This is a genomic window from Nakamurella flava, assembly GCF_005298075.1.
In the GTDB taxonomy this organism is placed as follows: Bacteria; Actinomycetota; Actinomycetes; order Mycobacteriales; family Nakamurellaceae; genus Nakamurella; species Nakamurella flava.
In genome coordinates this window covers 1,751,279-1,765,674 of sequence record NZ_SZZH01000001.1, presented here as the reverse complement: position 1 = coordinate 1,765,674, position 14,396 = coordinate 1,751,279, and the positions used below count along the sequence as shown (strand labels likewise).

The following is a 14,396-nucleotide window of genomic DNA, read 5'->3' as shown; positions in this document are numbered from 1 at the left end:
CGGGTACGTCCATGGGCGCACCCGGGCCCCGGCCGCCGTATCGCGGTGCCGGTGGTCGGTCGCTCACACTCATCGAACTGAACGGGGGCTCCGCTCGTGGTTCTCGCCCCAGGGGACGACTTCGCCGGCTACACGATCGAGGCGGTCCTCGGCACGGGTGGCATGGGCGCCGTCTACCTCGCCAAGCATCCGCGCCTGCCGCGCCGCGACGCGCTCAAGCTGCTCAGCCCGACCCTGTCCGACGATCCGAGTTTCCGGGCGCGCTTCGAGCGGGAGGCCGATCTGGCCGCCGGTCTGGTGCACCGCAACATCGTCGCCGTCTACGACCGGGGCGCCGCCGGCCCCGACGACCGGCAGCTGTGGATCTCGATGCAGTACGTCGCCGGCACGGACGCCGCGGTCGCCGCGCGCGCCGGCGACGGTGCGATGACCCCGGAACGGGTCGTCAACATCATCAGCGAGGTGGGCGCCGGACTGGATCACGCCCATCGGGCCGGGCTGCTGCACCGGGACGTCAAGCCGGCCAACATCCTGCTGGCCGCCTCGGACGACCCCAACGAGGCCGAGCACGTCCTGCTGACCGACTTCGGCATCGCCAAGTCGACCGACGAAGTGCAGCACCTCACCGGCACCGGCAACCTGTTGGCCACCCTGGCCTACGCCTCCCCGGAACAGATCGAGGCCCGTCCCCTGGACCGCCGGGTCGACATCTACGCGCTGGGCTGCGTGCTGTACGAACTGCTCACCGGCAGTGTGCCGTTCCCGGAGGCGACGCCCTTCGCCACCATGACCGCCCACCTCAAGCAGCCGCCGCCGCGTCCGTCGGCCCGGGTCGGCTGGCTGCCCCCCGGTTTCGACGACGTCGTGGCCAAGGCCATGGCCAAGAATCCCGACGACCGCTACGCCTCCTGCCGCGAGATGGCCCTGGCCTGCCGGGCCGCCCTCGCCGCGGTCAGCACCGCCCCGGCCGGCGCGTACGCCGCACCGACGCGCGCCGAGACCAGTCCGCTGGGTATGGCCGCGCCGCGACAGCCGCAGCCGGCCGCCGAGAACGGGCCGATGGTCGCCCCGGCCGAGGCCGTCGGGCTGACCCGGCCGCGACCGCCGTTCACCGTCACGATCCGCCGCACGTTCCGGCAGGGCGGCCGGGTCCAGGAAATGGGTCCCGTGCGGTCGGCCGTCCTGCCCGCCGTCGACCGCGTCGAACTCGAACGGCTGCTGGAGGTGTCGAACTTCTTCTCGTTGCCGCCCCGGCTGCCTCTGGAGTTCGTGGTCGCCGACGACGTCCTTCAAGAGATCACCGTCGAGAACGCCCAGCTGCGTCGGACGGTGGTGTTCGAGCGGGAGGGGTCCAAGCACGCGACCGAGCTGGACGCGTTGATCCGGTTGATGGGCCGGCACGCCGGGTGGGTGGAGTTGCATCCGCTGGCCACCGGCGCGGCCTATCCGGGCTGGAGCCCCACCGGGACCGTGCCGCCGCTGGGCGGCCAGGCCTACCAGTCGACCGAGGCCATCGGGACGGCCGGCGGCTACGGCGGTGCCCACCCGTCGGGTCCGCTGCCGTCCGCTCCCGGGTCGGGCTGGTCGGGGACCGGTCCGCATTCCTTCCCGAACACCGGCGGCGGTACCCACCCGTCAGGTCCGCAGGCCCTGGTGGGCACCGGCCCGCACGGCGGCGTCCCCGGGAATCGACCGGGAATGCCGGTCGGCCGCCCGCCGGCCGGACGGTCGTCGCGGCGCTGGCTGTGGCTGGCGACCGCGGCGGTGGTGATCGTCGCGGCCATCGGGACGACCGTCTTCTTCGCGACCCGGACGTCCGACCCCGTCGCGCCCGCCGCGCCCGGCAATCTGGCGGCCACCGGCGCCGAGGACCTCACGGTCGCGCTGACCTGGTCGGCGCCCGCGGGGGCCACCGGGTACACGGTCAGCCGGGACGGCACCCAGGTCTACCAGGGGCCGGCGACGTCGTTCACCGACGACGGTGGCTATGCGCAGGGCGGGACCGGGGTGGAGGTCGGCGGCCACACCTACACCGTGACCGCCAGCAACGTGAACGGGCAGCGGTCGCCGGCGGCGACCGTCGCGGTCACCGTGCCCAAGGGGCCGTGGGGCAGCGAGGCCTTCCTGGTCAAGCAGTTCCCGGACCTGCTCCCCACGTCGCCGGCCGGCTCCGGCTACAACCAGTCGACGTGCACGGTCAAGAGCGACAGCTACGGCAGCGGCGCCGACGCCATCATCGGCTGCAAGGACGCGGACGGGGTCTACACCGAGGTCATGCACTTCCCCGACACGCAGACCTGGAAGGCCTACCTCGCGCGGGACTACGCCACCTCGACGGCGACCGACTGGGACCGTCAGGGGGTCGTGGAGGGGCAGCTCTACCGTTCGCCCGACGGTGCCGAGGGCGTGCCGACCATCTACACCTCGTTCTCCGCCCCGGAACGGCAGAACTACCTCATCTACGCCGAGTGGCAGGACCACACCGGCCAGGAGCTGTACGACACCTGGTGGCTGCCGGCGCCGTTCTGACCGCCGGCTGGAGGGCCTCCACCGGGACCGGGCCGGGAACGACGAAGGGGCGGGAGCCGTTGGCTCCCGCCCCTTCTCGCGCTCATCGGTCAGTCGGCGAGCAGACCGGTGATTCGCTCGGCCACCTCGCCCGCGGTGCCGGGCCGTTCTCCGAGGGGGGCCAGGCACGCCCGGACGACATCGCCCTCGTCCGGCCCGAGCGAGGCGTGGACAATGGGCTGCTGGGACTGCACGGCCCGGATGGCCAGCAGCGGTTGGCGTTCCGGCAGCTCCCCGTACAACCCGGATCCGGCCAGCACCCGGTGCAGCGTCGCGCCCAGCGCCCAGATGTCCGTGGCGCGGGACGGTGACTCGCCGAGCAGCAGAGCGGGGTCGAGGTACTCGACGGACGTCTCCGGGGCCATCCCGGTCAGCGCCGCGCCCGCGGTGAACACCCGGGCCAGGCCGAGATCGGAGAGTTTGCCGCCGGTCTCGGTGAGCATGACGTTGCCGGGCTTGATGTCGCCGTGCGCCATCCCGGCCTCGTGCAGCGCGTCGACGGCCAGCGCCGCGTCGCGGACCGCCCGCAGGGCGTGGTCGTGGCCGAGCGGCCGCGCCGGCGCAGCCAGCGAACCGAGGGGGAACCACTCCATGGCGTAGAGGAAATTCTCTTCCAGCACGGCGTCGTACACGCGGGCCAGGTGCGGGCAGGCGACCGCCGCGAACGCGCGGAGCTCCCGGGTACCGCGGCGGTAGGCGTCCTCGCTGCACTGGCCGGCGAACACCTTGACGGCCACATACTCGTCGTCGATGCCGAGGCGGGCCGGCGGCCGAGCCAGGTAGAACCGGCCGTGGTTGCCGTCACCGATGAGTCGCACGACCTCGAAGTCGGCCAGCACCGGGAGCGGCGCAGGGGGCGTATCAGACAGAACCACGGGTTTCTCCCTCGTCGACAGTGGCGGTCACGCGCAGAGTCCAGAGGCGCGGACCGGCCCGGCGATACCCAGGGAGCGATCCACCGTGGCCTTCGGTGACCGCTCCGGCCCACCTCAGCTCACGGTCGCCGGACGCCCGGCCGCCCGCCCGTCAGGAACCCGATGCACACCATCGCCATCGTCTTCGTCGACATCGCCATCATCATGGTCGCGGCCCGCCTCTTCGGGCGGCTCGCGATCCGGGTCGGACAACCACCGGTGGTCGGCGAGATCGTCGCTGGTCTCGCCCTGGGACCCAGCCTGCTCGGCCTGCTCCCCGGCGACCCGGTCGGTTTCCTGTTCCCGCCGGACGTGCTGCCGTTCCTCAACGTGCTGGCTCAGCTCGGTCTGATCCTCTTCATGTTCATCGTCGGTCTCGAGTTGGACGTCCTGCTCGTCCGCGGCCGCGAGAAGGTCGCCGGCACCATCTCCGCCGCTTCGGTGGCGCTGCCCTTCGCTCTCGGTGCCGGGGTGGCGCTCCTGCTGCACGGCAACCACGCCCAGACCGACCAGGGCCCCGTCCCGGTGCTCGGGTTGGCGTTGTTCATGGGTGTCGCCATGTCGATCACCGCGTTCCCGGTACTGGCCCGCATCCTGGCCGACCGGGGCATGCAGCGCACCACCATCGGCGTCCTCGCGCTGGCCTGCGCGGCCGTGGACGACATCATCGCGTGGACGCTGCTGGCCTTCGTGGTGGCCGTCGTGCAGGGCGGCAGCCCGATGGAGGTGCTGCGGATCGTCGCACTCACCGCGCTGTTCGCCGCCGTGATGTTCGGGCTCGTTCGGCCCCTGCTGCGACATCTGGTCGCCTGGCGGGACCGCGCGGGACGCCTGACCCCCGACATCCTCGCCGTCGTCCTGATCGGTGTGCTGGTGTCGTCGTTCACCACCGAGATCATCGGCATCCACGCCATTTTCGGGGCGTTCGTGTTCGGCGCGGTGATGCCCCGCGAGGCACTGACCCCGGGCGCGGCGACCCTGACCCACGAGATCCTGGAGCGGCTGGAACAGGTCAGTGTGCTGCTGTTGTTGCCGTTGTTCTTCGTCGTCACGGGCCTGAAGACCGACGTCGGCGGGCTGGACCTGGGCGGTCTCGGCGAGCTGGGGCTCATCCTGGTGGTCGCCGTCGTGGGCAAGTTCGTCGGCGCCTACGTCGGGGCGCGGGCCATGAGGGTCCCGCACCGCACCGCCTCGGCGGTCGGCGTCCTGATGAACACCCGCGGCCTGACCGAGCTGGTCATCCTCAACGTCGGCCTGCAAGTCGGCGTCCTGGACGGGAACCTGTTCACGATGATGGTGATCATGGCCCTGGTCACGACCGCCATGACCGGGCCCCTGCTCAAGCTCGTGTACTCCGACCGTCAGCAGCAGCGGGACATCGCCGCCGCCGAGCGCGCCAGCCTCGGCGTCGTCGACTACTACCGGGTGCTGACCCTCGTCGACGAGGTCACCGGCGACGCGGCGCCCGATGCGGCCCGGGTCGATGCGCTGCGGATCGCCGGGGTCGGGGCGCTGCTGCTCGGCCGCCGTCGCCCCGCCCAACTCGTGCTCAGCCGGCTGATCCGCCGGGCGTCGGCGCCGCTCGAACTGGGCGCGGCCGTCGTTCCCGACCTGGCCCGCATGGCCGGCACGGTGGACGACCTCCAGCAGCTGGCCGCCGCGGTGGCCGGATCGACCGACCTCGGGTCCCCGCCGTCGGTGCTGGCCCGGTTCACTTCCGACCCCTGGACCGATCTGCTGGCCCAGGCCGAGGCCGTCGAGGCCGACGTCGTTGTGGTGAGCGAGCAGTGGGCCGCCGGTCACCTCCCCGAAGGCGCCCTGGACCTGCCGTTCACCCTGGTCACCGCGCGACTCGGCGTGACCCCGGCGGCCGGTAGCCCGGTGGCCGTGGCGGCCACGTCCGACGCCGACGCCCGGACCGCCGCCCTGCTGGGTGCGGCCGCGGCGTCCAGCGTCCGGGGGCCACTGTTGCTCTCGTCGGTCGGGGCCGGCCGTCCGGCCCGGAAACTGTCCGGGGCGTTGGCACCCGTGCGGGAGGGCGGGCTCGACGTCCGCACCGTCGAGGGCGGTCCCGACATCCCCAACAGTGGTGGCGATCTCGACGCCGTCGCGATGTGGATCGTCGGAGGCCGCACACCGGTCGGCACCCACGTGCACACCGTGCTGCGGGTGCGGGCCGGTCAGCAGGACCGCGATGTCGAGTTCGGTGAGCAGGTGGCCGAGCTGGTGCCGACCGGTACCTGACGCCTGGCTGCTCGTCCACAGCCCCCGTCCGGATGCTCCGGGCGGGGGCTGTGACATCGTCGCGCTGGCGGGATCGGCGCTGGCTCCGAGGCAGGAGTGTCTCTGGTGCCTCTGGTCCAGGGGTCGACGGTGTGGACGACCCGGGGTCGGGGCGCATGTGATCCGAGCCCAGGCCGGTGGGAATGACGAAAGCCCCGGTGGGCGTGGAGGTTCCACGCCCACCGGGGCTTTCGTCGGTGTGGTGCCGTTACAGTCGCGCCGCCGACGACTCGAACGTGAAGGTGCGTCGCCCCACCCGCACGGTCAGGCCCGGGGTCAGCACCACCGGCTGTCGCGGGGCCAGCCGGGTCCAGCCGGCCTGGCCGGCGGCGGCAACGTAGCTGCCGTTCGCCGATCCACGGTCGATGAGGACGACATCCCAGTTCTGCAGGCGGATCTCGGCGTGGACGCGGGAGAGTGTGCCGCTGTCGTCGTCCAGCCGGATCGGTCGCAGCCGTCCGGCCAGTACCTCGGGATCGGACTCGGGATTGCGGCCGAGGACGTAGTCGTCGTCCAGGACGAACGTCGCCCCGATGTCCAGGACCAGCAGTCCCAACGGCGGACGGCGGCCGTCGACGAGGATGCCCGTCACCTGGTCCATCCGGATCCCGCACACCGAGCAGAACGAGACCCGCGGATCGTTGAGATGGCCCCGGGAGCAGCGGAACCCCTTGACGATCGCGTGGGCCGGGACCGGGGGCCCCGACTTCGCCGACTTCCCTGGCGGGACCGCCGGCTTCCCCGGTCCCCGGTCGGCCCGCTGGTCGGGTCGCGCCGGGTCCGCCGGCGGGGTGGCCGATGCCCCGGCCACCGGCAGTGGACGCCGGGGAGCGACGTCGTCGTCGGAGGTGTCGATGCGGGCGGACAACCGCGGGGCAGGCAATGGGGTCGACGTCGCCGGCGGGGCAACGGGTGTCGCGGAGAGCGGCAGCACCGCGGCCGCCCCGGCGTCCCCGGCCCGCGGGACCGGCGACACCCCGGGGGCGGCGACCGGTAGCGCCGGGGCGGCGTGCCGACCGGCGGTTCCGTCGGGTTGGTCCCGGCGGCCGTCGGGCACGGCCGCCGGATCCAGCACGATGCCGTCACCCGGGACGAGACCGTTCACCAGACCGCCGAAACCCAGGGCCGCGAACGGCGACGCCGGCGGGCGCACCGGGTCGTCGTTGGCCGACAGCGCGATCGCCCCGGCCGGCCAGGGCAGCAGGCGGTCGACGGTGAACGCGGCGGTGCGGCCGGACAGGTGCACGAGGTCGACGGCGGGGGTGACGCTGCGGCCGGTGGCGGAGACGGATCCGGCCGCGCCGGTGGTCGGGAACTCGACGAGCGACACGTCGCCGTGCAGGAACACGGCGATGCCGTCATCGGTCGCGGCGACGGTGCCGAACCCGGGGACGCCCGCGGTCCCGACGACCCACTGGGTCAGTCGGTGGGCCAGCGGACGGCCGGGCGCCGCCCCGTGCTCGTCGGCGACGGCTCGCAGCAGTTCGAGCAGCTCGGTCGCGGTGGTCAGCGCGGCCCCGGACAGTGCAGTGGCGGCCGCGCCCGGGTCGGCGCCGGTCAGATCGCCGGTGCGGATGACCGCCGCGATCCCGGGGACCCGGATCACCAGATGATCACCCGGTAGGACCTCGCCCGGGACGCGGTCGAACGGGACGCCGCCCGGGCCGTCCGGCGGGGCGGGGTGGGGAGTGGCAGCGGGGGTCACCACAGTCGTCCTCCTGGGAAGTGGCAGTGCGCGTGTGACGGCTGCGCATCGGGCCGGGTGCACGTCACCACAGTCGTCCTCCTCGGAAACGCCAGTGGGGGAAGAAGATCCGCATGGGTCCGTTGGCCCACAGCCAGACGACGACCCAGGTGGTGAGGAACTGGATGAGGAAGGCCGAGAACGGGACGCCGGCCGAGAGGCCCGGCAGCACACCGGCTTTCACCAGCAACCAGAGCACCACCCCCTCGTTGATCGCGGTGAGCAGGCCGAACAGTGTCGGCCAGTCCTTCTCCCAGCGGAACTGCTGCAGGAAGTGGTAGAGGAACTCCCAGGCGATGCCGAGGACGATCACCCAGGCCAGGACGAGGAAGGTCGCGCGGTAGGAGGCGCCCAGTGGCGCCCCGGTGGGCAGGATCGGCGTGATCAGCAGCGTCCAGAGTCCGCCGATGATCGCGGTGAGCACGATGCGGGTCTGGATCCGCCCGTACAGAGTGGGAACCATGACTCTTTCCTAGATCTGCTTGTTGCGGGCCCAGCGCCACCACTGCCTGGCGGACTGGACCGGGCCGATGGGCTTGCCGAAGCCGAGCTTGGCGAGGTCGTCGCAGATCTCCTGGGCGGCGATCTGCAGACCGAGGAACGTGTCGACGCCGGGGAACGGGCCACCGAGCGTCGCGCTGCCGGAGGCGTACATCCGGCCGGGCTGGCTGCGGGTGCCGATCACCTCGAACGTGGTGTCGACGTCGAGGCGGCCGACCGGATTGCGTCCGGCGCCGCTGTGGTCGAGCAGGTCGGCCAGCACCCGGTGTTCCCGGATGTCGGCCTCCAGGCCGGTGCAGTCGATGACGAAGTCGGCGGTGATCTCGGCGAGCCCGTTCCGGCCGGGGGTCAGCGGGGTCGTGCCGGCCGGCGGTGGGCCCTGGGTGGGCCGCAGGAAGGTGACGACACCCCGACCCTGCGGACCGGGTTGCAGCTCCTTCACCTCGCCGACGACCGTGCGGTACCAGCCTTCGGCGCGGCCCCGCTTCAGTTGGGACTGCCAGAGCCGCCGGACCGGGGTGTTGGTGCCACCCATCTCCTTGTAGGCGGCGGCCCGTTCCTCGCCCTCGAGGTTGCGGACCTTGGCCTTGAGCTGGCCGCCCCACACCGACTTCGGGTAGTTGAAGCCCTGGTAGGCCCAGCCGTCACCACCCTTGCGGCGGGAGAAGACGTTCGGACCGTGGGCGCCGGTGACGTACGTGCGGAACAGGTGCACGATCTGCGTCTGCAGGCCGGACTTGTCGCGGTCGTCGACGAGGCGCTGCAGCACCCGGGAGGCGACGATGCCACCGCCGCGGATGACGACGGTCCCGGGCCGCCGGCGCAGTTGTTCGTAGACGTGCTCGTGCGGCTCGTAGGCGTTCACCACCTTGGACGGGTCCCGGTAGTACTCGCGGTAGCGCTGCAGGTCGGGCAGCAGCTTCAGGCCCGGGTAGCCGATGGCGACGTGCACGTAGGGGCTGCGGTAGGCCAGCCGCCGGGTCGGGGTGGCCCCGGCCGGCGGGGTGAGGATGGTGAAGTAGCCGCCCTCCCGACGGCGCCGCACCATCCGGACCTGTCCCTTGCGGACGCACTGCTGGTAGCCGATGCGCTTGTACTCGCGCTCCATCGTCTCGAACGCCTGCCCGGCCTTGGGCGTGTAGTAGTCGGCCAGGATCGGCTCGGTCATCACGTTCCACAACGGCTTGACGAAGTCGCCGACCGACTTCGCCCCGAAGGCCTCGCGGACCGCGTAGCTGGGAAAGCCCCAGATGTTGTCCGGCGTGGACGCCGAGTCCGACCGGAGCCGTTCGGCGCGGGGGATCTGCGAGACCCGGGTCAGGTACTCGTAACTGGACCACGGGGTGTCCAGCTGGGTCAGCACGGTGATGTTGCTGGCCGGGACGCCGTACAGGCGCAAAAAGTCGGTGGTGACGAACGAGCCGATACCGCCGCCGACGGTGACGAACTTCGTGTCGATGATGGGGATACCGGCCCGCCGCACCATCTCGTCGGTCCAGATGTCGGTCGCGACCAGCTCGGGGGTGAGGTCCCCGACCACGCTCGGCACACCGGCCGGGGCGGGCGGGGCCTCCACGCCGGCCCGGTACACCTGGGTGGGCGCGGCCGGATCGGGGCCGGGTCCTGCGTACGTCGGCCGCTCGGGCGGTCCGCTCATGTCGAGTCCTCCTGGGTCGCCGGCCCGCGGCGACGCCCCAGCAGGGTGGGGTCGACGGTGCGATCGGACCGGTGGGGCTGCCACTGTCGTGGCCGCGGCCACCGGGGTGGATCACCAGGACGGACCCGGGCGGCTGCGGCGCGTGCAGGAGCCGGCCACCGGCCGTTTCGGACGTCAGGCGGCAGAAATCCTGCTGACGGTGGCGTTCATCGCCCGGATCAGGTCGGCGGGAGCCAGTTCGACCTGCAGCCCACGGCGGCCGGCGCTGACCAGCACCCGTTCGTGATCCATCGCCGTGGCGTCGACGACGGTCGGCAGCGCCCGCTTCTGGCCCAGCGGCGAGATCCCCCCGGCGACGTACCCGGAGGACCGTTCGGCGTCGGCCACCTTGGCCATCACCGCCTTCTTGCCGCCCAGAGCCGCGGCCAGGGCCTTGAGGTCGAGCTGGTGGCTGACCGGCACGACCCCGACGACCAGCTTGCCGTCCAGTTCGGCGACGAGGGTCTTGAACACCTCGTCGGGGGTGCGGCCGAGGGCGGCGACCGCCTCGTCCCCGAAGGCCGTCGACGCCGGGTCGTGGTGGTAGGGCAGCAGCGTGTGGTCGATGCCCAGCCGGGTCAGGGCGGTGACGGCCGGGGTGCCGCCGGCACCGCCACGGTTCGGGCTGGAGGAGCGGGAGCGTCCGGACACGAGAAATGAGCCTAGGGGAGCGGGCCGGGCCCGGACAGCGAACGGCCCGGACCGGCGGGTGCCGGTCCGGGCCGCTGCCGGAGCGAGGGGGCTCAGCCGCTGGTGGCGGTCGAGCTCGCTGCGGACGAGCCGGACGAGCCACTGCCCGCGGTGATGTTCTTGCTCACCCAGTCCTCGGCCACGGCCACCGAGTCCTCCTTGTCCACGGTCACCCGGGACAGCAGGGCGGTCAGGTCCTCGGTGGTCAGCTTGGCCGACACCTGGTTCAGCGTGTCGGTGATGACCGGGCTGTTCTTGGACTTCGCGATCAGCGGCAGGATGTTCTCCGCCGCGAAGAGGTTCTGCGGATCCTCCAGGACGACCAGGTTGTTGGCCGGGATGGCGGGATCCGTGGTGAACAGGTTGGCGGCCTGGATCTGGTCGCCGAGCAGCGCGTTGAGCGTCAGCGGGCCGCCGGCGTCGAGCGCCTTGAACTCCTTGAAGTCCAGGCCGTACTTCTCCTTCAGACCCGGGACACCGGTCTGCCGGGTCGCCCACTCCGGCGGCCCGCCCAGCACGATCTCACCGGCGACCGGCTGCAGATCGGCGATCGACTTCAGGTTGTACTTGCTGGCCGTGTCCTGGGTGACGACCACGGCGTCCTTGTCCTGCGCCGGGGACTTGTCCAGCACCTGCAGGTCGGTCGGCGTCTTCTCCAGGAGGGCCGCGTAGACGTCCTCGGAGGACACGGCGGTCGCGCTGGTGTCGAAGTACTGCAGCAGCACGCCGGAGTACTCGGGGACCAGGTTGATCGAACCGTCCTCCAGCGCCTTGAGGTAGACCTCGCGGCTGCCGATGTTGAGGTTGGTGGTGGCCTGCACACCGTTGGCGTCCAGGGCCTTCGCGTAGATGTTCGCCAGCAGCGCGCTCTCGGGGAAGTTGGCCGAGCCGATGACCAGGGAGCCGCCCCCGCCACCGCTGCTGGCGGCCGTCGAGGACGCCGAGGTGCCGCCACCGGACAGCGGGTCCGATGACCCGCCGCACGCGGTCAGAGCCAGCGCGGCCGCGGTGCCGACCGCGGCGATACCGGCGAGGCGCCGGCGGCCGGTCGAGGACGACCGGGAGAACAGGGATCGCACAGTCACGTCAATCTCCTTCGGGTGATGGGGTCTTCCTACCCGCCTGGGCGGCCAGGGCAACGGGACGGCCGCAACCGTGACCGTTCTGGAACACGAAAAGTGAGCTACATCGCGCCGTTCCGGGAATCGTGGCGACCCACGAGTCTCAGTGCTTGCCGCCGGCGTCGACGGTGCGCAGCACCGCGGCCTCGCTGTCCTGGGGCTTGTCGCTCTCGGCCGGGACGACCAGATCGGCGGTGGTCGCCCGGCCGGACACCCGCCGGCCGGTCAGGCCCGGGGAGACCACGAAGTGGCCCACGAGCGCGATCAGCCGGTCGCCGATGATGGCCAGGAGCGCCACGAGCACCGCCCCGCCGACGACCTTGGCGTAGTCCTGCTGGGCCAGCCCGTCGACGACGTAGCGGCCGAACCCGCCAAGGGACACGAACGCGGCGATCGTCGCGGTGGCCACCACCTGCAGGAACGCCGACCGCAGACCGGACAGGATCAGCGGCAGGGCCAACGGCAGCTCCACCCGGAACAGTGCACCCCGGCCGGTCATCCCCATCCCCTTGGCGGCGTCCCGGACCGCCGGATCGACGGCGGCGATCCCGGCGTAGGTGTTGGACAGGATCGGCGGGATGGCCAGGATCACCAGCACCACGATCGTCGGGCCCAGCAGCGCGAACTCGCCGCGCAGATTCGTCAGTCCGTACAGGGCGAGCAGGATCAGCAGACCGAACGTCGGGATGGCCCGCAACGCGTTCGCCAGGCCGGTCACCAGGGCGGTGCCTTTACCGGTGTGGCCGATCAACGCGCCGATGGGCAACGCGATCACCGCCGCGATGACCAGGGCCAGCAGCGTGTACCAGAGGTGCTCGCCCAGCCGGGTCCACACCCCGTCGGCGCCGGTCCAGTGGCTGCCGTCGGTCAACCACCGCCATCCGGCGTTCACGCGGTCACCGCCTTGGCGTCGGCCGACTTCTGGTCGGCGTCGGCAGCCGTCGGCTCGGACACCGGCTTGCTGCTCCGGGTCGCCCGGATCCAGGGGGTGCTCAGCCGGATGGCCAGCAGGATCAGCATGTCGAAGATCGCGGCGATGACCAGGCAGAGCACCAGCCCGGTGATGATCGGGGTAAAGAAGTCGAGCTGGAACCCGACGGTGAACAGCTGCCCGAGTTGCGGCACACCGAGCAGCGCGGCCACCGAGACCAGGCTGACGTTGGACACCGCGGCGACCCGCAGGCCGGCCCCGATGACCGGGATGGCCAGCGGCAGCTGCACCCGGATAAGCATCGGCAACGTCTTGTAGCCCATGGCCTTCGCGCTCTGCACGACCAGCGGGTCCACCGAGTCCAGGCCGTCCGCGACGACCCGGACCAGCAGGGCCAGCGTGTACAGCGTCAGGGCGACGACCACGTTGATCGGATCGAGGATGCGGGTGCCGAGCAGGCCGGGCAGCATCACGAACAGAGCCAGCGACGGGACCGTGTAGAGCAGACCGGCCACCGTGATCAGGACGCTGTAGGACCAGCGGTACTTGTGGGCGACGGCCCCCAGCGGCAGCGCGAGCAGCAGACCGAGCACCGTCGGGACCGCGGCGAGCCAGACGTGGGACAGGAACCAGGAGATGATCTGGTCGGAATTGCGGTCGAGCCAGTCCCACCTCACGGCTGGTCACCCCCCGTGCCGGACTTGGTCAGCGCGCCGGCCGGCAGCCGGTGGGCTCCGGTGCGTTCGGCGGCCGACCGGACCCGGGCGCTCTCGATCGCGGTCAGCACCTCGGTGGCGCGGACCGTACCCACCACCCGGCCGTCCGCGTCGACCGCGACTCCCCGCCCCGAGGGCGACGACAGCGCGGCGTCCAGGGCGGTCCGCAGCGAGGACCCCGGCCCGGCCAACGCACCACCCAGCACGAGCTGCTGGTCGGTGACGGTGGTGCCGGGGGCCAGGTTCGTGGTGTCCAGCCAGCCCCGTGGCCGACGCTCGCCGTCCAGCACCAGCAGCCAGCGGGTCGCCGGACCGTCGGTGCGTGTCTCCTCGGCGCCTTCCCCGGTGGACCCGGCGTCGGCGGTCAGGGCGCTGCCCAGGGTGGCGGTCGGCTCGTCGTGCAACGGCAGGTCGGGGGAGTCCAGGAAGGACAGCGCCCGGTACCCCCGGTCCCGGCCGACGAAGTCGGCGACGAAGTCGTCGGACGGGCGGCGCAGCACGTCGTCGGGGGAGGCGTACTGGGCCAGCCGCCCGCCGACCGCGAACACGGCGATCTTGTCGCCCAGCTTCACCGCCTCGTCGATGTCGTGGGTGACGAAGACGATCGTCTTGCCGAGCTCGGACTGCAGCCGGATGAACTCGTCCTGCAGCTGACCCCGGACCACGGGGTCGACCGCCGAGAACGGCTCGTCCATCAGCATCACCGGCGGGTCGGCCGCCAGTGCGCGGGCCACCCCGACGCGCTGCTGCTGACCGCCGGACAGCTGGGCCGGGTAGCGCTTGCCCATCGCGGCCGGCAGCCCGACCCGCTCCAGCAGCTCGGACGCCGCGGCGCGTGCCTCCCGTCGGGAGGTGCCCTGCAGCACCGGGACGGTGGCCACGTTGTCCAGCACGGTGCGGTGCGGGAACAACCCGGCGTTCTGGATGACGTAGCCGATGCCCCGCCGCAGGGTGGGCGCGTCGATGCTGCGGGTGTCGCGGCCGTCGATCTCGATCGTGCCGGCGGTCGGCTCGATCATGCGGTTGATCATGCGCAGCGACGTCGTCTTGCCGCAGCCGGACGGACCGACGAACACGGTGATGCGACCGGTGGGGATCTCGACGGTGAGGTCCTGCACGGCGGCGGTGCCGTCCGGGAAGACCTTGGAGACCGAGCGGAAACTGATCACGGATCGCCCTTCGGGGTGCCGTGGCGCCACGGGGCGTGGCGGCCGGAATTTCACGCGGTGGTC

General features: G+C 72.1%; 11 protein-coding genes. 2 read left to right on the top strand and 9 right to left on the bottom strand.

The features are described from left to right. Positions 1-96 precede the first annotated feature (96 nt). Positions 97-2,529 (top strand): protein kinase domain-containing protein, encoded by a 2,433-nt coding sequence (locus FDO65_RS22465; protein WP_205849844.1) that lies wholly within the window; start codon positions 97-99, stop codon positions 2,527-2,529. 89 nt (positions 2,530-2,618) lie between these two features. Here the strand turns inward: FDO65_RS22465 and FDO65_RS07955 are convergent, their stop codons facing one another. Continuing rightward, positions 2,619-3,443 (bottom strand): serine/threonine-protein kinase, encoded by an 825-nt coding sequence (locus tag FDO65_RS07955; protein WP_137448800.1) that lies wholly within the window; start codon positions 3,441-3,443, stop codon positions 2,619-2,621. A 162-nt stretch (positions 3,444-3,605) separates the two neighbouring features. Between FDO65_RS07955 and FDO65_RS07950 the strand changes: the two genes are divergently transcribed. Continuing rightward, positions 3,606-5,726 carry a cation:proton antiporter gene (locus FDO65_RS07950; protein WP_137448799.1) on the top strand — a complete coding sequence of 707 codons (2,121 nt, stop codon included), beginning with the start codon at positions 3,606-3,608 and terminating at the stop codon, positions 5,724-5,726. Between the two features lie 247 nt (positions 5,727-5,973). Here the strand turns inward: FDO65_RS07950 and FDO65_RS07945 are convergent, their stop codons facing one another. The 8 genes from FDO65_RS07945 to FDO65_RS07910 form a co-directional block, all read right to left on the bottom strand. After that, on the bottom strand, positions 5,974-7,470 hold the full coding sequence (locus FDO65_RS07945; protein ID WP_137448798.1) for an FHA domain-containing protein: 1,497 nt from the start codon (positions 7,468-7,470) through the stop codon (positions 5,974-5,976). Positions 7,471-7,534: 64 nt separating this feature from the next. Beyond that, a complete protein-coding gene (locus FDO65_RS07940; protein WP_137448797.1) occupies positions 7,535-7,972 on the bottom strand; it encodes a hypothetical protein in 438 nt (145 codons plus the stop codon). 9 nt (positions 7,973-7,981) lie between these two features. Then, positions 7,982-9,667 (bottom strand): FAD/NAD(P)-binding protein, encoded by a 1,686-nt coding sequence (locus FDO65_RS07935; RefSeq protein WP_205849843.1) that lies wholly within the window; start codon positions 9,665-9,667, stop codon positions 7,982-7,984. Between the two features lie 174 nt (positions 9,668-9,841). Then, the gene (gene ybaK / locus FDO65_RS07930) at positions 9,842-10,357 is read right to left on the bottom strand and encodes a Cys-tRNA(Pro) deacylase (RefSeq protein WP_137448796.1); all 516 of its coding nucleotides are present in this window, start codon (positions 10,355-10,357) and stop codon (positions 9,842-9,844) included. A 92-nt stretch (positions 10,358-10,449) separates the two neighbouring features. Further along, positions 10,450-11,481 (bottom strand): ABC transporter substrate-binding protein, encoded by a 1,032-nt coding sequence (locus tag FDO65_RS07925; protein ID WP_240757488.1) that lies wholly within the window; start codon positions 11,479-11,481, stop codon positions 10,450-10,452. A 139-nt stretch (positions 11,482-11,620) separates the two neighbouring features. Continuing rightward, complete coding sequence (locus FDO65_RS07920; RefSeq protein ID WP_137448795.1) at positions 11,621-12,409, bottom strand: ABC transporter permease; 789 nt, start codon at positions 12,407-12,409, stop codon at positions 11,621-11,623. Then, positions 12,406-13,125, bottom strand: coding sequence for an ABC transporter permease (locus FDO65_RS07915; RefSeq protein WP_137448794.1), 720 nt, complete (start codon positions 13,123-13,125; stop codon positions 12,406-12,408). The genes FDO65_RS07920 and FDO65_RS07915 overlap by 4 nt, the downstream gene beginning before the upstream one ends. After that, complete coding sequence (locus FDO65_RS07910) at positions 13,122-14,333, bottom strand: ABC transporter ATP-binding protein (protein WP_137448793.1); 1,212 nt, start codon at positions 14,331-14,333, stop codon at positions 13,122-13,124. Before FDO65_RS07910 ends, FDO65_RS07915 begins: the two co-directional genes overlap by 4 nt. Between the last annotated feature and the right edge of the window lie 63 nt (positions 14,334-14,396).